The organism is Marinobacter sp. M3C (assembly GCF_023311895.1).
Lineage (GTDB): Bacteria > Pseudomonadota > Gammaproteobacteria > Pseudomonadales > Oleiphilaceae > Marinobacter.
The window spans coordinates 3067667-3092551 of the sequence record NZ_CP092284.1 but is presented as its reverse complement, the minus strand read 5'-3'; the positions used below and the strand labels follow the sequence as shown (position 1 = coordinate 3092551).

Sequence of the window (24885 nt, the reverse complement as noted above, 5' to 3'; positions counted from 1 at the left end):
AATTTAACAATAAGAGTTGACGGCGATCACAAATCCGTAGATTTCCTGAAACTTAATAATCGAAATGGAGAGCGTTTATGAAATTCTTGCGTCCGGTAGCTATTGCAGCCCTTGCCTCGTCTTTTGCAGTTCCTGCATTGGCTGAGCGCCAGGAAACTATTTACCTGAACCCGTTTGCCGGTTACCAGTACTTTGGTGACAAGCGCGACCTGGATGAGTCTGGTACCTACGGTGTCGGCATCGAATATCGCTTTCTGCCGAACTGGGCCGTAGAAACTGTCTATTCGCGCGCTGATGCAGAGCGCAAATACAGCAGTGGCTCCACCGATTTTGACGAAGTACGTGTAGACGGTACCTATTACTTTGCCGGCCCGGATCGTACCTGGAACCCATACGTATCAGTGGGCGCCGGTCATGCCAACTTTGACGGCACTGGCCCGTCTACTCCGGGCATCAACAGCGAAGAAACTCGCGTAAACCTGGGTACCGGCGTACGTTACAACATCAACGATCGCGTCTCATTGCGGGGCGATCTGCGTGAATTCCACGGCATTGATGACAGCACTTTCGACACCATGGCGTCTTTGGGCATCAGCGTTGCCTTCACCCGGACCGTTGGCCAGGCAGCTCCCGTTGCACCAGCACCCCAGCCGCCGGCTGATGCTGACAACGACGGCGTGCCCGATACCCGCGACCAGTGCCCTAACACCCCCCGCGGCGCCAAAGTTGACGCTAAAGGTTGTGAACTGGACAGCGATAAAGACGGCGTAGTGGACAGCAAAGACAAGTGTCCAAACACCGCTGCTGGCATGAAAGTCGATAAAGACGGCTGTGAAGGCATTGTTGAAACCATCAGCACCACGGAAATTGATGTTCAGTTCCCGCTGGAAAGTGCCACGATTGGTAATGCTTACGACAGCGAGATTCGTGACATCGCGGACACGCTGAAGGCCGAAAGCAACACCTACGTTGAGGTTGCTGGCCACACCGACAGTACCGGTACAGCTGAATACAACCAGAAGTTGTCAGAGCGCCGCGCAGCATCCGTTGCCGATCGTTTAACGGGCTCACTAGGCATTAACAAAGCACGCGTATCCAGCAAAGGCTACGGTGAAGCCGAACCCATTGCTAGTAACAGCACAGACGCTGGCCGTGCGGCCAACCGTCGGGTTGAAGCTCGCATTCAGGTGCGTCGCTAAGACTTTGAGCTGATCAAGTGAAGTAGAAAAAAGGCACCTTCGGGTGCCTTTTTTTGTTTCTATGTAACCATCAGCGGCCTCTAAAGCCCAAGCTCCCTACTCGCTGAAACGCTCCGGGCGAAATGCATCCAGGCACACCGCCGGCTCCTGACTATCAATCACACTGGCGATCACATCCGCGCTTCCAGCGGCGAGCGTCCAGCCGAATACACCGTGACCGGTATTCAAATACAGATTTTCCCGGTTGCCACGGCCAATGATCGCAGGGCCGTCTGGCGTCATCGGGCGGAACCCGGTCCAGCTTTCTGCACTATCGATGTCGGTGCAACCCGGAAAGCGGCTGCGAACCGCCTTTTTAATGGTCTCAAGACGTGCCTGCGGAATACTCCGGTCAAAATCATTCAATTCCACAAACCCTGTTGCCCGCAAGCGGTCGCCCAAGCGGGTCATAACCACCTTGTATTGGTCATCATGTATGGTGGACGTTGGCGCTTTCTGTTCATCGGTAATGGTTGCCGTCAGGCTGTAGCCTTTCACCGGATAAATCGGCAGTGGCTGGCCCAGGGGCCGAGTCAGTTTGTCAGACCAGCAACCGGCGCTGACGACAACCGCATCGGCGTTAAGATTTTCCCGCTGCCCATCTTTGGTACGTAACATAATGCTGTTCACACGTCGGTCGTCTGCCAGCAGTTGTTCTACGTCTACCTCATAGCGAAACACCACACCTTTTTCTTCACAGGCCCGCGCCATTTCACGGCTAAACAGATGGCAGTCGCCGGTACCGTCGGTGTCATAGCTAATCGCGCCGTAAAGTGGCCCGTTGCCGCTCAGGCCAGGCTCTAACTGTTCTACCTCGGCGGCGTTCAAAATACGTGCGGGAATGTCCATACTACTCAGCAAGCGTTGAGTTCTGCGATAGCCGTCCAACGCCTCCGGCGTACTGGCTAAATGCAACAGGCCTTTATGGGCGCCGTCAAAGTCCAGCTCGAGCTCGTTTTCCAGAACCAGGAAACGCTCGCGGCTGTGCTTGGCCAGGCGCAACATGGCGCGCCTGTTAAAGCCGAAGAGCCCCGGCGACCAGGCGTAACGCAACGTCGAAAACATGAAACGAAGAGTTGCCAGCGACGGCGGCATCCCCATTTTCAGTGGACCGTCCTGTTTTACCAACCAAGGCAGTGCTTTAAGCACCATAGCCGGGTCTGCCCAAGGATACACAACACCGTAAGAACGCTGCGCGGCATTCGCCTTACTGGTTTCATTACCTGCCAGGCTGTGACGCTCCAGAACGGTCACTTGATGGCCGCGGCGACAAAGTTCCCAAGCTGTGGTTACACCAACCACACCACCTCCAATCACCACAACGTGCATAGAACTCTCCTTTGGCTGGGTGAACAAAGCGTAAAACTGTTAGTATTATGACATTCCTTGCCGGCAACGTATTGCGAGTGACCCATGAGTAAGAAGCGTCGTGAAATTCCACGATTTGATCACCCTATCATAGAAACCCACTGCCATCTGGACTACCTCAAAGAGCGCCCGCTTGAGGATATTCTACTGCAAAGTGAGCAGCTGAACATTGAGCGTATTATCACGATTGCGGTCGCTCCGGATAATCTTGAGCGTGTGCGGCAGATGAGCCAGATGGCGCCCTGGATTTATGGCACTCAGGGAATTCATCCCCACGAAGCCGAAACCTTCAACGATGAAGTAGAAGCTGAAATTCGCACCCACGCCGGCGATACAAAAATCGTCGCGGTCGGCGAAATCGGGCTGGATTATTACTACGATCACGCTGACCGCGAGGTGCAGCGCACCGTGTTTCGCCGCCAGCTGCAAATTGCCTGCGACTTCAACAAGCCGGTAGTGATTCACAGCCGCGACGCCGACGAAGACATGATTGAGATTTTACGCGAATTCGAAGCAAGCCTGACCCGGCGCGGCGTGATTCACAGCTTTACCTCCGGCCCCGGGCTCGCGCGCTATGCACTGGACCAAGGCTGGTGCCTGGGCTTTAACGGCATAACGACCTTCAACAAAGCCGAAAACGTGCGGGATATTGTACGCATGTCGCCCATCGAACAAATTCTGCTGGAAACCGACGCGCCGTTTTTGACTCCGGTACCCTATCGCGGGCGTGAGAACGCGCCTTGTTACCTACCCTTTGTGGCCGAAAAAATTGCCGAAGTAAAAGAGCTGCCATTGCAGCAAGTGATCGAGCAGACCTACCACAACAGCTTGCGCACGTTTTTTCCGGCGGGCTGAGGCCGCAAGCGAGTCAGGCTTGCCTAGCCTAACGACAAAAACAGCCCCATGAACACCGGGGCAAAAAACGACAGCAAAAAGCCGGAGGCGATAGCCACCGGCACGCAGGCCAGGCCGCCGCTGCTGCGAATCACCGGCAGAGTGAAATCCATTGAGGTAGCGCCGCCATAACCTATGGCGAGTGCTGGCCGCTTGGCGATAACCAGCGGAATGATGGCCAAAGCAATGATTTCACGCAGCACGTCGTTCATAAACGCCACCCCGCCCCAGGCCGGGCCTAAGGCATCACCAATGACAATTCCCGACAACGAATAAAAGCCAAAGCCTGAAGTCAGCGCCAATGTTTGATGCCAGGGCAAACCTAACACCGGTATCAGCAACACACCCGCCAGCATTGAACTGACCATTAATACCACGGCAATACCCAAGCCCTGCACGTTCATCAACAGCTTGCGCAGCGACAAACCAGCGTTACGAAGCTGCAAGCCAATCAGCAGCAGCAGCAGCATGAGCAGGCCAGTGGCGATCTGATCAATAAACGGTATAGCCGGCAACAGGTAATAGCCCAACAACAAGCCAGCAAGCGCTGCGAGCAAGGGTTTTGCCGCCGCCATAAACATCCGTCGATAGCCCGGGCTAACCGACTCTTCCGCGTTGTTCACCGTCAGCGGGCGCCAACGGTGAAACAGCCACAAGCCACCCATATTACACAGCAACAACAATGTCACCAGGGCCATCACCTGAGTTGCCATGGTACTAAGCTGACTGCCCAGGCCTTCCATTTGCCCTAGCCCCAAACCAAGCATACCCAGAATCAGGTACACCAGGGTTTCTACCGAGTAGTGGATGGTGGTCATCGCGCGACGGTTGGAAATAGAAATGGCGAAACCCAGAAACAGCGGCGCCAGTATCAGCAGCACTCCGGTCAGCATCAGTGCAACTTGCCGTCGGCACGGTCTTGCACCAGCACCCAGGGCGCGATCACCACGGCCCACAACTCGGTATTGTTTTGGTGCCAGATGCGGGCCAGATCCGGCGCAACATCACCTACCTTGCCGCTGGCCAGCCAGTGTTCAAACTGCGATTTGTTGTCGCCAACCAACTCGCACGCCACGTTTAACAAATCGGTGTCGGCAGCCACGCGCACAACTTGCCCGCGGGCATAATACGTTTGCAGGTCATGCCAGTGAATACGGGAGGTTTCAAGATTCAGTCGAGCTTTGATTTCGTTCGCAGATTCAGAAGAAGACATAACGGCCTTGATGGATGATTGTCAGAAATGCGTGTCAAATTTTAACCGATCGCCCGAATGGCAGCCACCGTTAGGAGCCAGACCGTGCTTTAACCGAAACCCTCCAGCCCGAGCCGACGCATTAACCACTTGCCGTCATCACTGTCTATTAGCCCACTTTCGTATAACCCGGCAGCCCGCATAATCACTTTGGACTGGCTCACCGTTTCCCGCGGTAGAAAATGTACAGCGCCGATCAGCTCCCGCAGCGGCAGCGGCAGGCGCCAGTGCACTTTAATCTGATTGCCCAAAGGTTGCGCCCAGTCGGCCAGGGCTTGGTCTATCTCCTCAGCGCTCAAGGTTTTGTCGCCTGAGTCACAGTACTGTTGCATCAGTTTTAACGCCGCTAAGTCTCCGGCCCGGCTCAACAATCCGGCGGTATGGCAAGGTACGGCAGGCTCACCAAGCTTCAATGCCAGCCGGTACGCGCCGTCGGCCACGGCCACGGCCTGAGTCAGCAATTCTTTTGCTTTTTCGGCCAGTAACGGATGCGCCAACTGTCCACAAATATCCAGCGACAGCGCCAGCGCGTGATTCAGTGCCATAGGCACACCCAGAGCCAGAATGGCATCCTTTAGTGTTGTCACCGGCAGTCCGGAGCGGCGAAAAGAAATACTGCCCGCAACCGCCAGTAAACGCGCCGTTACTGAAACTTCGTTACGCCATGATCGCACCAGCTCTGCCGCACTGACATTCTGGCTGCGCTGAAGCAGCTCGATTATTCCAGCGGTGTTTGGGGTTCCGGGTAACTGCACCATGGTGCTAACAGCTGCTGCAATGTGTTCGTTCAGGTTCATACTGACACCTACCTGCCCTTGGGGGAGCAAACTGCGCAGCCGCTGGTGCAATAATTCAACGCTGAACGGTTTACTGACAAAGCCACTGATGCCCAGGCGAGCCGCCTTCAATATGGATTCACGATCGGCCGTTCGGCTGATCATTAACACGGGCACCTCGCTTTGCGAGCGGCGCACACGGCGAATCAGCTCCAGGCTGCTGCCATCGGAAAGGTGCACATCTGCCAGTATCAAATCCGCTCCGTGAACTTCCCAGTGGTCCAAGGCATTCTGCACAAAGCTAAATCCGTGCACTCGGACCCTTGGGTCTACACCAACGCAAATACTGGTCAGCAAAGCAACCATGTTGTCGTCGCTGTCAACAATCAACACATTCATCCTGTGGCCTTTTCCCTTAATAAAACCTACCAAAACGACGCACCTGCCAAAAACTTTCAGACAAGGCTGTGAGTATAAGATCGTAAACTGCGCACGCAACATTACAGCCTTTGATGCTCGCACCGCCACATAAACAAAAGGCCAGCACCTTTTAGGTAGCTGGCCTTTTGATGATAACGACTTTTAGCAACAGAAATCAGGCATTACGCAGCATTTCCCGAACCACGTAGTGCAGAATCCCGCCGTGACGGAAGTACACCGCTTCATTCGCTGTGTCTATGCGCGACAGTAAATCACAACGTGCGGTTGTGCCATCTGGATAAGTGACCGTCATGGTCAGAATTTGACCGGTCGTGATCTCACCAGACAAGCCATCAATGGCGATGGTTTCCTCGCCGGTGAGCTTCAGAGTTTTGCGGTCTGTGCCTTTCTGGAACTGCAGCGGTATTACGCCCATGCCGATCAGGTTAGAGCGGTGTATACGTTCGTAGGACTCCGCCACCACCGCTCGCACGCCCAACAGGCGAGGGCCTTTGGCGGCCCAGTCGCGACTGGAACCAGAGCCGTACTCCTTGCCGGCGATCACCACCAGTGGTATGCCCTGCTCCTGATACTTCATGGCAGCGTCGTAAATCGGCATTTGTTTACCGTCTGGCACGTAGCGAGTATAACCGCCTTCCACGCCATCCAGCATTTCGTTGCGGATGCGCACGTTGGCAAACGTGCCGCGCATCATCACTTCGTGGTTGCCACGACGCGAGCCATAAGAGTTGAAATTCTTTGGCTCTACCCCGCGCTCCTGCAAGTACTTGCCGGCAGGGCTGTCGGCCGCGAATGAGCCGGCTGGGGATATGTGATCGGTGGTGACCGAATCGCCCAGCAGCGCCAGAATGCGCGCTTCGCGAATGTCGTCGATCGCCTCAGGCTCAGGCCCCATACCTTCGAAGAAGGGCGGATGCTGGATGTAGGTGGAATCGTCTGACCACTTGTAAACCGTGGTTTCAGGGACTTCCATAGCCTGCCAGGCAGCATCACCGTCGAACACGGCGGCGTATTCGGTGCGGAACATGTCGGTTTTGACTTTCTCCACCGCCTCGGCGACTTCCTGCTGGCTCGGCCACAGATCTTTCAGATACACCGGGTTGCCGTCTTTGTCTTCACCCAATGGGTCCTCCACCAGATTCAGCCGCACGTTTCCAGCCAGCGCGTAAGCCACCACCAAAGGTGGCGATGCCAGCCAGTTGGTTTTCACCAGAGGGTGTATCCGGCCTTCAAAGTTACGGTTGCCAGACAGCACCGAGGCTACGGTCATATTGCCATCGTTAATGGCTTTTTCCACAGCATCGGGCAGCGGCCCGGAGTTACCGATACAGGTGGTGCAACCGTAGCCCACCAGATCAAAACCGAGCTTGTCCAGGTCGCCCTGGAAACCGCCTGCGCGCAGATACTCGGTGACCACTTTAGAGCCTGGCGCCAACGACGTCTTCACCCAAGGCTTGGTTTTCAAGCCTTTGGCGACCGCTTTTTGTGCTACCAGGCCTGCTGCCATCATAACGCTGGGGTTGGACGTGTTAGTACACGAGGTAATCGCCGCAATCACCACCGCGCCCGGGTCCAGTCGGGTTTCCTGGCCATTCATAGCCAGCATCTGACTGGAGTGATGATGATAGCTGTTGTCAACACCGACGGCGGTTTGCCCACCCTCAGATTCAAGTGCGTTGTCGTGTTTGTCATTCGTTTTGGGTGCGCCTTCGCCGGTTTCCATCACCAGTTCAAACGCGGCTTTCATATTCTTCAGCGCCACCCTGTCTTGCGGGCGTTTCGGGCCGGCCATGCTGGCTTCGACCTCATCCATATTCAATTCGAGGGTCGCGGTATACGCCGGCTCGTGGCCCAGTTCACGCCACAGGCCCTGTGCCTTGGCGTAGGCTTCTACCAGCTCGACCTGCTGCTCCTCACGGCCGGTCAGGCGCAGATACTTCAGAGTCTGTTCGTCTACCGGGAAGAAACCGCAGGTGGCACCGTATTCAGGCGCCATGTTGGCAATGGTGGCACGGTCAGCCACCGGCATGTCTTTCAGGCCGTCGCCGTAAAACTCGACAAATTTACCCACCACGCCATGGCTGCGCAGCATTTCGGTAACGGTCAGCACCAGATCGGTGGCAGTAATGCCTTCGCGTAATTTGCCGCTGATTTTAAAGCCAACCACTTCTGGAATTAACATAGATACTGGCTGGCCCAGCATGGCGGCTTCGGCTTCAATGCCGCCCACGCCCCAGCCCAGAATGCCCAGGCCGTTGATCATGGTGGTGTGCGAATCGGTGCCTACCAGGGTGTCCGGATAGGCCAGAATTTTATCGCCATGCTTCTTGTGCCACACGGTTTTACCCAGGTATTCCAGGTTAACCTGGTGGCAGATACCGGTGCCGGGCGGCACCACGCGGAAATTATCAAACGCCTGCTGGCCCCAACGCAGAAACTCGTAACGCTCCTGGTTACGCTCCATCTCCATGGCCACGTTGTCTTTAAAGGCTGAAGCATCGCCAAAGTTATCGACCATCACGGAGTGGTCAATCACCAAGTCTACCGACGACAACGGATTGATCATTGCCGGATCTTTGCCCGCAAGCTTAACGGCGTCGCGCATGGCGGCAAGATCCACCACACCGGGTACGCCGGTGAAATCCTGCATTAGCACCCGCGCTGGGCGAAACTGGATTTCGGTATCGGAATTGCGGTCTTTGAGCCACTGCACCATGGCATCAATATGACTGCGGTCTACCGTCACACCATCTTCGTTGCGCAACAGGTTTTCTAACAGCACTTTCAGCGAAAACGGCAGGCGATCAAGGTCACCCAGCTCAGCCGCCGCTTTCGGCAAGCTGTAATAATGATAGGTAGTGTTTCCAGCCTTTAGGCTGCTAAGGGTGTTCAGACTATTCTGACTGTGAAGTTCACTAGACATAGCGCACCTCCTGCGGTGAATGTAGCTCCTACTACTATCGCACCGTTTCGGTAGACTGCAACTCCATAACATAGATCTTCACTATTCAGCGGCTGAATAGTGAAGCGTTAACATCGATGCGGCGTATCCTTTAGGTAACACTTTTGCGACCATAAACAACGCACCCAAGCCAGGCAGGACACAAACACATTTTGAAACACGATTGCCAATATCACCCCGGCGACCCGGCCAAATGGCATTGCGGTGAATGCCAGCTGCATTTTTGCACCCGCTGCATGCCAGATGCTAACGCCAAACAACGTCGCGGGCTCTGCCCCAAGTGCAGCAAGGCAATGCGCTACTTAGGCGCCGCCACCGAAGTGGTGCCGTTCTGGCATCGGCTGGGCGCGTTTTTCCGCTATCCATTCCACACTGATCCACTGCTGGTTATCGCCATCTGCACACTGGTGCCGGCACTGGTACCGCAAAACCTACTGGGCATGTTGGTGTGGCTGTTGCTGGCGCTGGCGCTGATGAAATACACCTACGCCGTTATCAATCGCACCGCAGAAGGCCACCTCAAGCCACCACCGCTGGCCGAGGCGTTTAGTGGCAGCGGCTTTAACATTGTGATTTTGCAGATTCTGGTGTTTGCGCTGATGGGCGGACTGGTAACGGCCGCGGGCATGTTGGGCGGGCCCTTGCTATTAATGCTGACGCTGGCGTTTGTGGTGTTGGCCCTGCCCGCAAGCATTATGGTGTTAGCCATGGAGCGCAGCGTGGGCGCGGCGGTAAATCCCCTGAACCTGGCCACTTTGATCGCCCGCATCGGCAGCCCTTACTTCCTGCTTTACGGTTACCTGATTCTTCTGGTGCTGGCGTCTGGCGCGGCCCAGGATTTTGCCCTGACGCACTTTTCAGACTGGGTATCGCGGCCGCTGGCGGGTTTTCTTAACAGCACCTTTACCCTGATGCTATTTCACATGCTGGGTTATCTGCTGTTTCAGTATCAGGAGGAGCTGGGCTTTGCTGCGGATTATCAGGATGCTGTCGAACCCGAAGACCAGCACCACCGCGATCGCAGCCAGCGCTTTGATGCCGACCTGGACATGAACCTGAAAGATGGCAACTACGATCGCGCGCAGACTCTGCTGTTAGAGCAGCTCAAGCGCGAACCAGACAACTCGCTGCGCATTGGCCAACTCTACAGGCTGCTGGCGGCGCGCAATGATATTCGCAGCCTGCACGCGAACCATCCGCGCATCATGGCGTGGCTGGCAGCGCACAATAATGGCAAGGCCCTGGCAGACTTGCTGGTGCAACTGCAGCAGGCAGACCCACAATTCCGTTTGCAAGACGCCGAGCTTTCGGTAACGGTGGCCGGCGCGCTTTATCGCAGCGGTCACTATCGTTTGGCATTGAAGCTGCTGCAGGATTTTCACAAGCGCTTTGCCGACAGCCAGGCACTGGTGCCAGCCTATCTGCTGGCCGCGCAAACCCTGGCCAACGGCCTGGGCCAGTGGGAAAAAGCCACGGCGTTTTTGGGTTTCATTCAACGCAAGTGCCCGCAACACCCCCAGCACTCAGAGATTCAGCACTTCTTGGAGCAAGCGCAGGAACGCCAGCCATTGCGCGGCCCCAAAGCCAGCTTTAACATAACGAACTAGTGTTCTGCATAGCTAATTCATAAGCCTGTTGAACGTCTGGTGCCACCAGCGTAGCGCTACAACCACTGCCGGTAGTGCTGGGCCTTGGACGCCATCTGGCGTTTTTCAAATTCTGCCACCAGCAACCGACAGGCCTCGCTGACCATTAGCTCGCTGCCCGCGCCTCGCAGGCGCTCAAAAGCTTTTTCTGCGGTGCTCAAATCATGCTGTTTCAGGCTGGCAAACAGCACGCGGTTGTGGTCTTCCGCCGCCAATGGCTGGTGCGCCTCGCCTTTGGCCAGATATTCCCGCCATACCGCAATAACTTGATCAAATTGTTGCCTGCTGAGCGCATCATCCATCCGCTCGCGGCTAAAGTGGCGATACTCGGGCAGATCCGGGCGCAGTTGTGCCAGTTGTTGCTGATGTTGCAGTACCAACGCGCGCTGGGGATAAGCTTCTCGCAAAGCCTCAAAGCGCGTACGGGCCAGATCAAAATCCAGCGTAGATATTGCCGCCATAGCCTGCCCATAAGCCTCGGTAAAAGCGGCATCGTCCGCTTCAGGTTCAGGTTCGAAAAACGTATCTTTCACCTGAAACCAGCTTTTACCCAGCGCTCCCACTAGAACCGCACCTGCCAGCAGGCCGCCAGCGTGGGCCATATAGGCGACACCGGTAGCGCCGGCGTACCAGTAATCGTAAATTTCTTTACCCAGCCACACCGGCAGAATGGCGATAGCCGGCGCTCGAAAATAGTTGAAGTAGACGCCCAGGAAAATGAAAAAGCGGATTTTTTGCAGACCGTAAATCGCCACATACATGCCCATCAGCCCGGAAATGGCGCCAGACGCACCAATCAGCGGCACCAGGCTGCCCGCAGAGAATCCAGTGAACATCAGGCCAGAAAGCGCCCCACACAGCAGATAGGCCAACAGAAAGCGCGCAGCGCCCAAGGCTTTCTCCACGGTAAATCCCAGCAAAAACAGAAACACCAGATTGCCTAGCAAGTGTCCCCAGCCGCCGTGCAAAAACTGATAGCTGATAAGGCTGTGCAACGACAACTGCGCGGGTATCAGCCCAAAACGCTGGGAACTGAGCCGGCCAATAAAGTTGTCCTCAATAAAGCCGCGCTGCTGTTGCCAGCGTTCGCGTTCTGCGCTGGCCCACACCAGATCACGGTTATCGAGCAAATACTGATAAAAGTCGCGGTCCATCAGCAGGGTAACCGCCAGCCAGCCGCCTTTCTGATTGGCCTGTAGATTACGCATCTGCTGCAGCTGGTAAACCGACTCGCTATCACCCTGTTGGCGTATCTTACGCAGCAGGTAATCTTCGTAAACCGGCGCCTCCAGAGCCTGTAGATTATTTTTCAGATACTGGTTAACAGCCACCTGAAGCTTGCGCTGGTCGGCACCCTGATAAAACGTGAACACCAGCACGCAGGCCAGCATCAACCCTAAGGTAATCCAGGGCGGGCGTTTCCAGTTAACAGCGTTTTCAGCGGGAATAATCAGCATGGGTCGTCACATTTGATCACAATTGGCCACCTGTAAGCCGTGTTTTGTCATAGCGTAGCCTTGGTTGTGAGGTTTAATGGCGCTATCGACCAACCGCCTAATGCTGGTATTGTTCTGCGCGCCAATAGTTCGGCCTTAATATCTTAATATATAGTACGGCCTCAAAATCGGGCTTGAAAACCCGGTTTAAGAACCATCGTACGGCGTAAAACATTATCAGCCGGCCCCCGAATGCAAGGAAACCCCACATGACCGTTCTTGTTTTGGATAACCCGGAATTACTGGCCCTCGCAACTCTGGCGGAGGGTTTTCAGCCAGATTCATGCGCCGAGTCACACAAACCCCGTCAGCTGAAGTTCCATTACGGCTACAACAAACATCAGCTTAGCGCCGCCGACATGGACATGCTTACCCGTCACGGCCACTACTTGCTCCGCAACGTTCATCTACATGTGCGCGTACACGGGCATTCCGACGCCTTTGGTAGCGACGACTATGGTCATTTTCTGTCGCGCATGCGGGCCAGCGCCGTGGTACGTTTTTTAATTGAAGAGGGCGTGGATGAACAGCGTTTAAAAGCTGTCGGCTGGGGCTCAGACCGCCCGCTGGCAACACGGGCAGATCACGCGGCCAACCGCCGGGTGGAACTGGAGTACGTGCAACACAGCGTCTCCAGCGCGCTGTCCGGCTAATTTGCCCAGACCCCGGACATTTTTCGACCTAACCGTATACTTGAAACACGTTCAGCAGCAGCAATACGGCGATCATCAGAATTGAGACCCAGGTTAGCAAAATACCCACCATGCGGGCCTTGTGGGGCCCGCCATGGCCCTGGAACATGCCCCAAGCGTGCAATATGCGCCCCAAGACAAAAGCCATACCAATCCAGTAAATAAAACCGTTGGAAACGCCGTTCAGCTCGGCAATACCCAACATCAGCAGGGTCAGCGGTGCGTATTCCACCAGATTACCGTGGGCCCGCACGGCAGCCTCAAAATCGAGATCTTCCGTAATACCCATACCCTTGCCGTATTTGATTCGGTACTTAACCACAACGGCAGACAAAACCAGCAGCAAAATTCCGATAACAGCCGCGAAAACACCGGTTATAGGTACAATCATATTCAGTCCTGTTGATCAATGAAATGCCCGCGCAGGCCATGCCTGCGTCGCGGACAGGTGACGGAAGCTAACTCACTGTGCCTTACTTTCACCCAGCTCGGCAATTGCCTTGGCCATAGCGCTGTGGCAGCGCGCGATCAGTTCGGGTATGTCTTTGTTGGTCATGCCAGTGGTTTCAATGGCCGGTAAAACCCTGAGTGGAACCGGTTTGCGGCGGCCCAGCCAGCCCAAGGAATCATCCTGGTACTGGCCAACACACACCATCACCAGCGGTGATCCGGAGGCAATGGCCGCGTAAAATGCACCTTTTTTAAAACTCTGCAGCCCTTTACCACGGCTGCGCGTGCCCTCTGGGAAAACCCACAGGCTTTTGCGTTCGTGAACAATGGTATCGCCTACCGCCTGCATGCTGGCAACGGATTTGCGCGAGCGCGAACGGTTCAGAATTACGTTGCCACCAAGCCAGAATACCTGTCCGAAAAACGGCACCCACAACAGCCCCGCCTTGCCCACCGCCACCAAGCGCCGCGGCACAACATCCCCCACGATCAAAAAATCGTCGTTATGCTGGTGATTCGCAATCACCACCATGGAACGGTCTTTGGGCATATTCTCCGCGCCGTACAGCGGGCGCTGCATGCCAAGAACTGCGCGCCCGAAACGGGCACATGCCCCCGCCAGAATACGGTTATTATCTGGATTAAAGGGCCGCGCCAAATACAGCACCATCGACAGCAGACAAAGCAGTAATACACCCGTCCAGGCCAGTATTTTTCTTAGTAGGGCCATAACATAGCAACTCTGTGTCCGATATTTTGGCGCACAAGTGTACGTCAGCTTTACGGCCCGGAGACAGTCCCAATTTGCTCAAACACCCACACCGCAGAATCCAGAGCGTTGCCGGTTTCGCCAAACAGGGGATGCACAAACAGAATCAGCAACATAACCAGCCAAAGACCGGCGGCATCACGGCCACGCCTCAACCCGGCTATGGTGCGGCGCACCAGCGCACGGCTGAACGATATTACCTGCGAAAAAAATAGACCTGTCATTATCATAATCAGCACCGCCGTTTTGTGTTGGTCAGTTGTGTTAGTACGTTGCGTTGGTAGATTTATGGCAACAGCACTGTATGACCGCAATATGGCAACGACAGCGGGCAACTGTGATCAATTGTGGCAAGCTCCGCAGCACAACCCTTTTGCCCTTGTGCAGCGCGAGCGTCATCACTATCTTAGGTTTACAGCACTGCTCGCCTATTAACCCCTCATCCACTCACCGGGCCACCATGAACAAGCATCTGGCACTGATCGAAGACGAACCCGCCATCCGCGATAATTACCGCGCTGCTTTCGAGCGCAGGGGCTTTTCTGTGTCTACCTACGGTGACCGGCCAGCTGCCTGGCAGGCATTACAGCGGCAGTTACCGGACCTGGCGATTATTGATGTGGGCCTGGGGAGCGAAGCCGAGGGCGGGTTTACTTTGTGCCAGGACTTACGCCGGCAGTCCGCCACACTGCCGATTATTTTTCTGACCGCTCGCGACAGCGACATAGACTCCGTGCACGGCCTGCGCCTGGGCGCAGACGACTACGTCACCAAAGACATGAGCATGGAACATCTACTGGCCCGCATTAATGCATTGCTGCGCCGCGCAGACGCCTGGAATCAGGCCCATCAACAGCCCGACGAATTGCTGGCAAGAGGCAAACTGACACTGAATCTGGACCGCATGAGCGCCAGCTGGAACAACCAGGCCGTTGAGCTGACGGTCACCGAGTTCTGGATGCTGCACGCACTGGCCCGCCACCCGGGCCATGTGCGCAGCCGTGTTCAGCTGATGGACGCGGCCAGCACGGTACTCGATGACAATACGGTGACGTCGCATATCAAACGTATTCGTGGCAAATTCAACGCTCTGGATCGCGACTTCAACAGCGTTCAAACGGTTTACGGCATGGGTTATCGCTGGCACGACCACAATGCCTGAGCGTGCCATTTTCGGCCCAAGCCAAGAGCCGTGCGCGTGGCCGCACTGAGCCTGAAACGCCAGCTGTTGCTGGTAAGCCTGTTGATGTTGCTGGTTCCTCTTGCCGGGGTTCAGTTTGCGCTTGAGCTAGACAACATTCTGCGCCAGCAGGCCCAGCAACAATTGCAGCAACAGGCAAATCGCCTGGCCCTGCTGGCGGGTGATGAGCTGCTGGCACAGCCACCGTTGGCCGCCGGCACGTTTGCTGTTTATACCGCGGCTCAGAATAGCGCCCTCCTGCTTGACGGCTACGCCGATGATTGGCCGGGCTACGATTCCTCCGAGCCGTTCCCGCCGTCGGCGCAGGCACCTCTGTCCGCTCTTCAACCTTGGCAGCAGCTGCCCGGGGCCGCCCCTCAGCCTAGCGCGCTTTACTGGCAGGCCAGCCACAGCGATAAAACCCTGTATCTGCTGATTCGCATTCCAGGCCAGCCACCTCAGCTGTTCAATCCCGGCGCGCCGCGGCTGGCCCACCACCGGTTATTGCTGCAACTGTTCAGTGGCGCCAATGAGCTCCGTATAAACCCGCGCAATCAGGCCTGGTTGCTACGCCCGTCGGCACCCGGACAGCTGCCGGCCCGCAGCGGTGCTAACTGGACCGAAACCGACCCCCGCGTGAACGCGTTCTGGCAACCGGTGGCCAATGGCTGGCAGCTGGAACTGGCCCTGCCCCGGCCTGCCGCGGGCAGCCGCATAACGCTTGCCCTTTATGGAGGCGAAGGTGTGGCTGCTGAAAGTCCGCCATTGGCGCAGATTCCAGCGGCTGCGCTGGTTCGCCGCAACGCGGATCTGGAGCAGACGCTGGCCAGCTGGCTAGACAGCGGCCAACAACTGCGAGTAATGGAAGAATCCGGTTGGGTTATCGCCCGTCAGCAGCGCACAGTCTTAACCAAGCCGGCGACCACGACGGGCATCGAGCCAAGGTCTGCACGCATCGACCAAGCAGATGAAAACGCCTCGTGGCTACAACAGGTAGGGCAGAATCTGCTGAAGGCGCTGGTGAAAGCCAATCAACCCGACTCGATTCTGGTGAATGAACAGCTCTGGCGCCAGTTCCCGGTTAATCTTCCCGCCCCGGCGTTGATGCGTCACAGTAACGATAGCCTGTGGCTGAGCGCACAGGCTCCGGTGTTTGGTGGGCGAACACTGGTGCTGGAGCAATCGCTGGATCAACTGCTGAACATTTCAGGCGCCGCTCTGGGCACCGTACTGGCCCGCAGCTTTCTGATTATTATTGGCTTGGTGGTGGTTCTGCTGGGTTATGCCAGCTGGCTGTCGTGGCGCATTAGCCGTTTGGCGAAATGGGTCACCCAGTGCGTGGATGCCGATGGCCGAATGGCTCCTCAGGTGCCGTTGCAGCCAAAGTCAGGTATCGGTAACGACGAGCTTGGCCAGCTTCAGCAGCGCTTTAACCGGCTAGTCAGCAGTCTTCACGGTTACAACCAATACCTGGAAAGCTTCTCACAGCGCTTGTCTCATGAACTGAAAACGCCACTGGCGGTGGTACGCTCATCCCTTGATAACCTGACTCACTGCGCCGATGAAGCCGAGCGGCAAAATTATCTGACCCGTGCCCAAAGCGCTGTGGCCAGGCTTAGCGGTATTTTGCGCAGCATGAGTGAAGCCACACGGCTGGAGCAGAGCCTGGAAGCCGAACACAAAGAGGTGTTTGACGTGGCTGAAGTGCTGACGCAGGTAACAGCTGCCTACCAGGCGTTGGATCCGCACCACGTTATTGTGTACCGGGGCCCGGAGCACGGCAGTCATGTTTTGGGGTCGCCGGAGCTGTTGGTACAGCTTTTGGATAAGTTAGTCGACAACGCGCGGGACTTTACCCCTGAAGGCCAACGTATTGAGCTGAATCTGCGGCGAGTTGACCAGGGCTGGCAACTCGGCGTATTTAATCAGGGCTCCCAACTGCCCGCCGGGGCGGATATTTTCTCGGCGTTTGTGTCCCATAGAGTAGGCCAGATCAACACGTCTGAACATCATCTGGGCCAGGGCCTGCTGATTGCGCAGCTGATTGCGAACTACCACCAGACCCGCCTGGAGGCGGAAAATAAGAGCCGAAACGGCCTTGACGGCGTGACGTTCCGGCTGGTGATTCCCGCCGCTGAATCAGGCGCGGATATAAATTCGACGCCACCTTAACCACCGAGTAATCGCCTACTAATCGCTTACTAGTCAACTACCGGCGAGCGCGGGCCGTGCTGACGGAAGAACTGCTGCGCTGTGCGGCCATTGCGGACACCGCGAGCGGTCGCGAAACGAATGGCTTGCTGGTGCAGGGCCTCACGATCGCCAACTTCGGCAAACAACGCATCAATCGCCTGCAAGTAAAGCTCCTGGGAAAACGCATAGAACGAGAGCTGCACGCCAAAGCGATCAGCCAGGGAAATCTGCTCTTCTATAGCTTCAGCCGGATGAATTTCACCCCCGCGACTGTGGCTACTCATATTGTCTGCCATATACTCGGGCATCAGGTGGCGACGATTCGAGGTGGCGTACACACGCACATTCTCCGGTGGCAGTTCCAGCGACCCTTCCAGAACGCTTTTCAGCGCCTTGTAGCTGGTTTCACCGGCCTCGAATGAGAGGTCATCGCAAAATATAACGAAGTGGTAGGGCAAGTCCCACAAATCATCAACAATCTCAGGCAGGTGCACCAGGTCGTCTTTATCCACTTCAATCATTCGCAGGCCCTGTGCCTGATAGTGGTTCAGCAGCGCTTTGATCAAAGACGACTTGCCAGTACCACGGGCGCCCCAAAGCAGTACGTTATTAGACGGCTCGCCCTGCAAAAAACGTTCGGTGTTCAGCGCCAGCGCCTGTTGCTGTTGGTCTACGCCGGTCAGCGACCCCCAGGTAACCGGATCCAGGCGGCGAATAGCACGCAGGCCGGAACGGTGCCGGCGCCACACGGCGGCCGGCGTGGTGCGCCAGTCGATAGATTTGGTAACCGACATGAGCTTCTCCCTGTAACCATCTTGAAAACAGGCACTGTAGCGCAAAGCGGTTTGCTGTAGACAAAAAAAAGGAACCAAAAAAAGGCGTGGCAACTTAATGCCACGCCTTTTGCGCTCTTTCGTCGTTCTTAGCAGCCCTTAATTAGAACTGAAACTTCACGCCAACCTGACCGGTGTCGAATTCCGGGCCGCTGTTGTTGAGCTGACCGTTAAAGTCATTTGAGTCGATGTCGATGTCATAACGGTTATATTCGGCGAACGCCGTAAGGTGCTCGGTTACACGAAAATCCACGCCCACACCCACAAGCGGGCTGACGTCATCGTAGGTTTCGCTTTCGCCGAAAGCATCAACGTCAAGCGACGAGGCAAACGCACCGGCTTTAGCGTACACGCCAAAACTCTGCGTTAGCGGTAAGCGTCCCACTGCGACCAAATTAACACCCTTAAGTTTGCCATCAACATCGTCTTCACCAAAATTGCCAAAGTCGATGTACCCGGCTTCAAGCGCAAAGAACGGGTTAAACTGGTAACCCACTGCGGCGCCGAGCAGATCGTTATCGTCTTTAAAATCGCCACCGTGGGATTTGTAACCACCGTAACTACCGCTGATGTAAGGGCCCGAAGACTCGCGATCTACAGAGCCTTGGGCAAGAACAGTCGGCGCGGCGAAAACGCTGGCTGACAAAACCGTAGCGCAAGCAATACGAGATTTATAGTTCATAACGGGGCCATCCTCGTTGTTCGTCTAAAAAGATTTGAGTTGAACATCTTCAACGTTTGCGGCGACGGCTTGTATGAAAAGAATGTCGCCAGCAAGTACAGCCAGATTAACCGCAATCGTGTCGTTTTTGGGTTAAAAATACCGTAAAAAGTCTTCATCTTCTGTTAACGTGAAAAACTCAAGCAAACCCTTAAGTTCACTCAGCGGAGGGCTTTTCAGGCGTCCCGGCGGTTGGCTGTTTGATTAAAAAGAAGGAAAAAACCGGAGAATCGCGATGGCCGAGCCGGATAAACAAAACTCAGCTCACGGGCGCGATCACATTAGGGCGGGGTGTCTGCGCCAGGGGTTTGCGGTTCGGCAGGAGCAGCCGCACTTTTTTCTGGCTGCTCCATCATCGCCATGCCGCCTTGCAGCAACAGGCGTCGCAGGCGAGAGTCGTCGTGCCCGGCAATACCGGCTGCAAACGCAATGGCAATGGCTTCCAGGGGGTTGTCTGTAATAGCGGAACGCAAAGTCTGGATGGGCGAACGGGAAGCAGGCTTGGCGCTGCCCTCGCTATCGCTTTGATCTTTTGAAGAACGCCCGGGGCTAACCAGTCGATAGAAAAACAATGCAACCAGCAACACGCAAACCAGCCCGGAAATGGCCATCGCCCCGGCTTGCCCCACCAACGGGGCAAGCGCGAGGGTGCCTGCGCTCACCAGCAAATGCAGCCCGGTAAGCAGCAGCGCCGCCAACAAAATCAGCGCCATTACAAAACCGATCAACGCGGCTGCGGCCTTGCGAATGGTGCTTTTTATAGCGGCAGAATCAAACATGATCAGCGATCGAGCATCTTACCAACCACAATGCCCGCCAGGAACATCAAGATGATGCTCAAAAACGGCCGCTCTTCAATTTTGTGTTCAACACTTTCCACCGTTTGCGAGCCGGCTTCCGTGGCGCGGGCTATCGCTTTATCACCGCTGGCGCGCAGCTGGTCGAAAATCGCGTGAGTTTCCTTGCTGATTTCGTCTTTCAGATTGCTGGCACTGTTTGCCTGGCCACTGGCCACGGCCTTGGTCAGTGCGGCCAGATCTTCCCTGAGCGCTGTAAGATCGTCTTTAACGCGAGCGTAATCGTCTTGTGCGGATTTGTGTTCCATGTGCTGTCTCCCGACTTGGTTGAGTAATCCAGAAACGTGATGTGTAATCGACTCTTTATTCGGCCCTTCATTCGATTCTTCATTCGATTCTTCATTCGATTCTTCATTCGACTCTTCATTCGATACCGGATGGAGAATGTTTCTTTCCATCAACGCTGACATTGCGGCTGCCAGCTCAAATAACTCTAGCACAGTGGCCTGAAGGCACCATGACAGTCCATTAATGCAACGGCGTTCGGGCCAGACGGTAAAAACCTACTGAATGCCAGGCGACTCCGGTTCATCATTTCGCACTCGCATAAAACTGGCAAATCGCGGCAGGCCGGTGGCGGTGTGGCCGAAATGTTTGAAGGTAATAACGCTACCCAGTGGCGGTGGTTCTGCGCGTTCGGCATCGCTGAAACCGCTGCCAATGCGAAACTCCCTTTTACCGGCCAGCCTCACCCGCAGCGCGCCCATCATCCCCTGATATTTGCCCTTGCCCGGCAGAATGCCAACAACAATCGCTTCGGCGTCGTCAAAGCGCTTCACTTTTAACAGGTCATCCGAGCGACCAGCCTTATAAATGCTAGCGCCACGGCGCAGCATCAGCCCTTCGCCGCCGACAGCAATCATTTTATCCCGGCGAGCCATCAGCTGCTGATGGTTTCCGGGCCGTTGCTGCTCAACCAAAGCCAGATAGGGTGACCCCGCTTGACTGACCAACTCGCGCAAACGGGGAAGACGTTGATCGAATGTCTGGTCGATCAACGGCAAATCGAACACCATAAAACGCACAGAACGCCAATCCGCATCGACGGGACGAACGGTGCGCACAATGCCAGAAAGTTGTGCGAAATGGCCGCGCCCCAGCCACAGCTCGCCGTCTAACGGCTGCGGCGGGAAATCACTGACAAACCAGTCAGGCGCCTGAAACGGATTGCCGCGGCGGGACCACAGGCGCTCACCGTCCCAATAAGCCCGCACTCCATCCAGTTTTTCGCTCACCCAATAATCCGCAAGCGGCGCGCCCTGCTGATACACATTGGCCAACGGAACCTTCGCTGGCGCACCAAGCACCACGGCCGTCATCAGCGCAAGACTCGCCAACAGGCCTGAACCCAAGCGCTTCGTCCATAATATGCCGGACATTAACAACTCCCTTTACAGCGTTACGTTAATACAGACTGCGCGGCAGGCGGAACCCACTCAGCAGTTGCTGGGTAAAAGGGTTGGTGTTACTGCCGGCGTGCAAGCGGTAACGCATGGCCCCCTCATCAACTGTGAATTTAACGTCTACCGCGGTGCTGTCGACGCCGGTTAAATCAGCGTTTTCCAACAGCCGGAACAGCGCCCAGGGTCCCTGCTGCGAAAGACTGCGGGGCGACCTGTTAACTTCAACCGGCACCAGGGTAATGCGGCTTTGCACGTTATCCCGCAGGGTATTGGGCCACACCAGCGGAATGCTCTGCCGCGGCCCGTGGTTAAACTCCACCAGTTGGCCATCCAGATTCATCACGCTGCGGCGCTTGTTGGAGGTAAGGTTCAGCGGCTCTAATGCGAACTCCACGTCCAACGATCCCGACGTTGTAAAGTAGGCACGGCGAATGGCATCCGCGCTGGCCAAGGCCGCCGTTACTTCCCGCCGCAGTAACCCGGCACGAGCCAAAGCCCCGGACTGCTGCGGATAATCTTCCACAAATAGCTTTAGCTTCTGGTTATAGAAGGTTTGCAAGGTGCCGCCCGGCGCAAAGAATTGTTCAAAATCCTGCAGCGCCGCATCTCGGTCGGTGCCGGCCTTGAAGGGATAAAACGGAGCCAGATTTTGGGCGAACGGCTGGTACACCTCGCGAAACCACTCGCGCTCTAGCTGCGCCACTGCGCTGTCCAGCAGTACCCGCCAGCTTTCACTGGCCAAGTGGCCGAGCATCCGGTTTAGTGGTTCGGGTTGATAAGCCGCCATTCGCTGAAGAGTGAAGATCGGATCTGCACCTTCCAGGTCTAGTCGCGCCCTTGCGGCCGCCAAAGCAGATTTGCCGCTGTCTGGAGCCTCCTGAATATTACGCAGATATTGATGCAGCTCTGCAACCACCAGCATGATTTCGTCCAGCTCGCTGGGGTCTTCGCCTTGCGACAGAGTTAACCGGTTCAAATCACTGAACTGGCGTTCGATGTTCTGCAGCACGGCCAGCCTGGGTGGCACTTGCGCAGGGGTTAATGCCAGCCCTGCCGCTGCAGGCGAGGCCTGGCGCAAATCGTTGCTTAGGCCCGCCGCCAGCGAGGTGTTTTCGCGCAGCTGCTGCAACACGCTTGCCAGAGGCTTATAACTGCTGCCCAAGCTCTCCAGAATCCGTACGCCGTGGTTCAAGTCCTCAAAACGATGGATCTTCAGGCGGCTGAGCGCGCCACGCCAGTGGCGCACATATTCTTGCGAGTAAATGTTGTGCAAGCCGGCCTGCAGTTGCTGTTGATCGGCCGGGCTGAAATCAATGTTGTCACGCCGGCCCAGCACCCAGGCGTCTATCAGCGCCAGCTCGGTTACCCTTCCCGCGCGATCCAAAAACCATTTTTGCAGGCTCTCGCGCGTAAACAGAGCCGGTATCAGCATAGGGTTGTTATCACTCACTGAGGGCAGAGACGTTGTGTCAGCATCCACAACGCCGAATACGGTAGCAAAGGCCGGGCCGCTGCTGCGGGCCAGATCCCTCGCTGGCGGCAACTGCCTTGCGGCGGCCTGCTCCAGGTCTCGGTATACCCGCTGTAATGTGGGCACACGCCCAAGTTCATACTGAGCCCACTCTACGCGACCGCTGAACGGCGCCAGAACCATACGAGCATTGACGTCACCGGCCTTAGCCCAGCCTGCCAGATCGGTATTCTCAAGGCCGTAATCCAGATGCGTCAGCAATTGCTTCTGGCGCTCACGCTGACCCGGATACAGGCGCTGCCAATAATCCTGAAGATAGCCGCGAACCATGTCTTTGCGGCGACCGCTGGCGTCATACAACATGCGCAACACCCGCAAGTGCTCCAGACTATCGTTGCTGTAGTTGCCGTTGCTGTAGTTTGAATAGTTTGAAGAGCCTAAAGAGTCAGAAAGGCCCAAAGAGCCTGGCGAACGTGGAGATCCGGGTGCGGCCACCATCTGTTCACTGACGGCAAACATCAACGCCGGTAAAAACTGATAGGCCAGCATGTCGCGATAGGCGCCTTCCAGCGCTGGCGCAATCTGATCGCCCCGGTACAGACCCATATCCCGCAGCCACGGCGCAGCTTTTTTACGTTCGCCAAATGCCAGAGTGGCGTCGCGCAACCGATTCAGAGATCCCAGCAGTTCTGCGCCAGACACAGCACGGTCAACATTCACCGTCGCGGTGCTGTTTAAAAACGCCTGCACCTGGGCCTCGACCATCAATGCCGCTTCGGCATTTTTAGTAAAGTAATGCTGCCAGCCGGCGCTCATTAGCCCGCCAGCGGCCAGTGCCAAAACCGCGGCGACTGCAATCTTACGTTGCCGTCTGAAGCGGCGCTGACCTTGGCCGGCCAGGCCCTCCTCCGCCATAAAAATCGACGCAAACAATTGCGACGCAAACATCGGTACCGATCGCCGTTGACGTTGGGCCGGCTGAACGGGACCGGTTAACCGGTAATTGGCCGCAGCCGCCGTTACAAATGCGTCTTCGGGCACGCCTTCCTGGCGCACCGAGGTAAAATAACTGCCGCGCACCAGCGCCGGATTAGAGAAGCCATCGGCTGCTAGCAGCGTAGCCAGATAGGCTTCAAGTACCGGCGCAAGACCGGCCATCTGACGAGTGAAGGAATAAGCGGCAGCCCGCGTTTCAGCGTTGTGACTGGCGCCCAGCACCTCTGGCAGACGTGCCATCAGGCCCTGCACCAGCTGTTCATAGCGTTCGGCGAACTGCGTTAGCCAACGGTCGTTATCGCCGCCGCGATGAAGTTCGAAGGTAAAACCCAAGGGCTGCTCCAGCTCGGCCTTTGGCCAACTGGCGGCGAAGCTCTCAAAGCCGTACAGCAAGTCCATTTTTGTGAAACAGATGTAAATTGGCAGCTGTGGACCGGTTTTTTCCATCAACTCACGCAGGCGATTGCGAAGAACGATGGCCTGGGCCTGGCTTTGCGGTTCGCCAGCCATGCTCAATTGGGCCAAATCGATCACCATTAGCACACCGTTGAGTGGCTGATGCGATCGGTTGAGTTGCAGCCAACCCAGAAAGTGCCGCCACAGACGGTGCTGAATCTCGCCGCTGATGCCGCCTTCATTATTCTCACCAAGAAGCTCGCCGGCAGGATCAATCATCAAACCGGTGTCAGCCACCCACCAATCGAAACCGAAGGGATTACGGTCGGTACGGTTGTTACGGGTAACATCGGACAACGCCCAGGACTGCCCGCAACCCTGAATCAGGCTGGTTTTACCAGCGTTTTCAAGTCCCATTACCAGATACCAAGGCAGCCGATAAGCGCCGTGCCGGCGCGAGTGCTTACCCCGTAGCGCAGCCAGTTGCCGGTCCAGCAAGCGCTGTTGTTTGCGCTCGAACGGCAACACTGGATCTTCCTGCTCCTGCGCTACAGCGGTTTGCGATTGTTGGTTTTGGCGTAATCGCCGCGCCAGCATTAAGCCCCACAGCAACGCAACCAACAGCACGGCCGCCAGTGTTACCAAGGAGCGGGCCTGCCAGCTCGCAAGGGGAAATTCACCGTTCAGCGACCAGCGTGGCCCCAGCCACCAGACGGCAGCCAACGCAAGTGCCAGCGCCACAAACAGGGCACGAGGCGCTACGCGACGTAAATGCGGCGTCACCACGGCAACAGTGCGGCCGAGTCGTAATACATAAGTCCACATGGCATCCCTTCCTGCGGTTTAAGGTT

21 protein-coding genes are annotated in these 24885 nt (G+C 56.2%); 6 read left to right on the top strand and 15 right to left on the bottom strand.

The features are described 5' to 3' along the window. Positions 1–77: 77 nt before the first annotated feature. Positions 78–1199 carry an OmpA family protein gene (locus MIH18_RS14485; RefSeq protein ID WP_249012712.1) on the top strand — a complete coding sequence of 374 codons (1122 nt, stop codon included), beginning with the start codon at positions 78–80 and terminating at the stop codon, positions 1197–1199. Positions 1200–1295: 96 nt separating this feature from the next. Here MIH18_RS14485 and MIH18_RS14480 read toward each other — a convergent pair whose 3' ends face one another. Beyond that, positions 1296–2567, bottom strand: a complete 1272-nt coding sequence (locus MIH18_RS14480) for a D-amino acid dehydrogenase (protein ID WP_249012711.1) — start codon at positions 2565–2567, stop codon at positions 1296–1298. Positions 2568–2651: 84 nt separating this feature from the next. Between MIH18_RS14480 and MIH18_RS14475 the strand changes: the two genes are divergently transcribed. Continuing rightward, the gene (locus MIH18_RS14475; RefSeq protein WP_249006622.1) at positions 2652–3461 is read left to right on the top strand and encodes a TatD family hydrolase; all 810 of its coding nucleotides are present in this window, start codon (positions 2652–2654) and stop codon (positions 3459–3461) included. Between the two features lie 23 nt (positions 3462–3484). Here the strand turns inward: MIH18_RS14475 and MIH18_RS14470 are convergent, their stop codons facing one another. The 4 genes from MIH18_RS14470 to acnA form a co-directional block, all read right to left on the bottom strand. Then, positions 3485–4393: a LysO family transporter gene (locus MIH18_RS14470; protein ID WP_249006623.1), complete on the bottom strand. Its 909-nt coding sequence runs from the start codon at positions 4391–4393 to the stop codon at positions 3485–3487. Beyond that, the gene (locus tag MIH18_RS14465) at positions 4393–4713 is read right to left on the bottom strand and encodes a DUF2288 domain-containing protein (protein ID WP_249006624.1); all 321 of its coding nucleotides are present in this window, start codon (positions 4711–4713) and stop codon (positions 4393–4395) included. The genes MIH18_RS14470 and MIH18_RS14465 overlap by 1 nt, the downstream gene beginning before the upstream one ends. An 89-nt stretch (positions 4714–4802) precedes the next feature. Continuing rightward, the gene (locus tag MIH18_RS14460; RefSeq protein WP_249006625.1) at positions 4803–5927 is read right to left on the bottom strand and encodes an HDOD domain-containing protein; all 1125 of its coding nucleotides are present in this window, start codon (positions 5925–5927) and stop codon (positions 4803–4805) included. Between the two features lie 196 nt (positions 5928–6123). Further along, entirely contained in the window at positions 6124–8892 is a 2769-nt protein-coding gene (gene acnA, locus MIH18_RS14455; protein ID WP_249006626.1) for an aconitate hydratase AcnA, read from the bottom strand. 191 nt (positions 8893–9083) lie between these two features. On the opposite strand from acnA, the gene MIH18_RS14450 reads away from it, so the two are divergent. After that, on the top strand, positions 9084–10538 hold the full coding sequence (locus MIH18_RS14450; protein WP_249006627.1) for a B-box zinc finger protein: 1455 nt from the start codon (positions 9084–9086) through the stop codon (positions 10536–10538). Between the two features lie 56 nt (positions 10539–10594). Here MIH18_RS14450 and MIH18_RS14445 read toward each other — a convergent pair whose 3' ends face one another. Beyond that, positions 10595–12034 carry a rhomboid family intramembrane serine protease gene (locus tag MIH18_RS14445; protein WP_249012710.1) on the bottom strand — a complete coding sequence of 480 codons (1440 nt, stop codon included), beginning with the start codon at positions 12032–12034 and terminating at the stop codon, positions 10595–10597. Between the two features lie 248 nt (positions 12035–12282). Between MIH18_RS14445 and MIH18_RS14440 the strand changes: the two genes are divergently transcribed. Beyond that, entirely contained in the window at positions 12283–12726 is a 444-nt protein-coding gene (locus tag MIH18_RS14440) for an OmpA family protein (protein ID WP_249006629.1), read from the top strand. A 28-nt stretch (positions 12727–12754) separates the two neighbouring features. On the opposite strand, the gene MIH18_RS14435 is transcribed toward MIH18_RS14440, so the two are convergent. From MIH18_RS14435 to MIH18_RS14425, 3 genes are all read right to left on the bottom strand, one after another. Continuing rightward, complete coding sequence (locus tag MIH18_RS14435) at positions 12755–13156, bottom strand: MAPEG family protein (protein WP_249006630.1); 402 nt, start codon at positions 13154–13156, stop codon at positions 12755–12757. Positions 13157–13228: 72 nt separating this feature from the next. Beyond that, on the bottom strand, positions 13229–13945 hold the full coding sequence (locus MIH18_RS14430; protein WP_249012709.1) for a 1-acylglycerol-3-phosphate O-acyltransferase: 717 nt from the start codon (positions 13943–13945) through the stop codon (positions 13229–13231). Positions 13946–13995: 50 nt separating this feature from the next. Then, the gene (locus MIH18_RS14425; protein WP_249006632.1) at positions 13996–14214 is read right to left on the bottom strand and encodes a hypothetical protein; all 219 of its coding nucleotides are present in this window, start codon (positions 14212–14214) and stop codon (positions 13996–13998) included. Positions 14215–14444: 230 nt separating this feature from the next. Here MIH18_RS14425 and pdsR point away from each other — a divergent pair, with 230 nt between their 5' ends. Together pdsR and MIH18_RS14415 are read left to right on the top strand one after the other, a co-directional pair. Next, positions 14445–15146 carry a proteobacterial dedicated sortase system response regulator gene (gene pdsR / locus MIH18_RS14420; RefSeq protein WP_249006633.1) on the top strand — a complete coding sequence of 234 codons (702 nt, stop codon included), beginning with the start codon at positions 14445–14447 and terminating at the stop codon, positions 15144–15146. Positions 15147–15182: 36 nt separating this feature from the next. Further along, complete coding sequence (locus MIH18_RS14415; protein ID WP_249006634.1) at positions 15183–17336, top strand: ATP-binding protein; 2154 nt, start codon at positions 15183–15185, stop codon at positions 17334–17336. 29 nt (positions 17337–17365) lie between these two features. Here MIH18_RS14415 and MIH18_RS14410 read toward each other — a convergent pair whose 3' ends face one another. The 6 genes from MIH18_RS14410 to tssM form a co-directional block, all read right to left on the bottom strand. Further along, complete coding sequence (locus MIH18_RS14410) at positions 17366–18151, bottom strand: ATP-binding protein (RefSeq protein ID WP_249012708.1); 786 nt, start codon at positions 18149–18151, stop codon at positions 17366–17368. Positions 18152–18293: 142 nt separating this feature from the next. Then, the gene (locus tag MIH18_RS14405) at positions 18294–18872 is read right to left on the bottom strand and encodes an outer membrane beta-barrel protein (protein WP_249012707.1); all 579 of its coding nucleotides are present in this window, start codon (positions 18870–18872) and stop codon (positions 18294–18296) included. A 320-nt stretch (positions 18873–19192) separates the two neighbouring features. Beyond that, entirely contained in the window at positions 19193–19690 is a 498-nt protein-coding gene (locus MIH18_RS14400) for a hypothetical protein (RefSeq protein WP_249012706.1), read from the bottom strand. 2 nt (positions 19691–19692) lie between these two features. Then, entirely contained in the window at positions 19693–20016 is a 324-nt protein-coding gene (locus MIH18_RS14395; protein WP_249006638.1) for a hypothetical protein, read from the bottom strand. A gap of 255 nt (positions 20017–20271) precedes the next feature. Then, the gene (locus MIH18_RS14390; RefSeq protein ID WP_249012705.1) at positions 20272–21147 is read right to left on the bottom strand and encodes a DNA ligase; all 876 of its coding nucleotides are present in this window, start codon (positions 21145–21147) and stop codon (positions 20272–20274) included. Positions 21148–21172: 25 nt separating this feature from the next. Then, complete coding sequence (gene tssM / locus MIH18_RS14385) at positions 21173–24859, bottom strand: type VI secretion system membrane subunit TssM (protein ID WP_249012704.1); 3687 nt, start codon at positions 24857–24859, stop codon at positions 21173–21175. Positions 24860–24885: the final 26 nt, after the last annotated feature.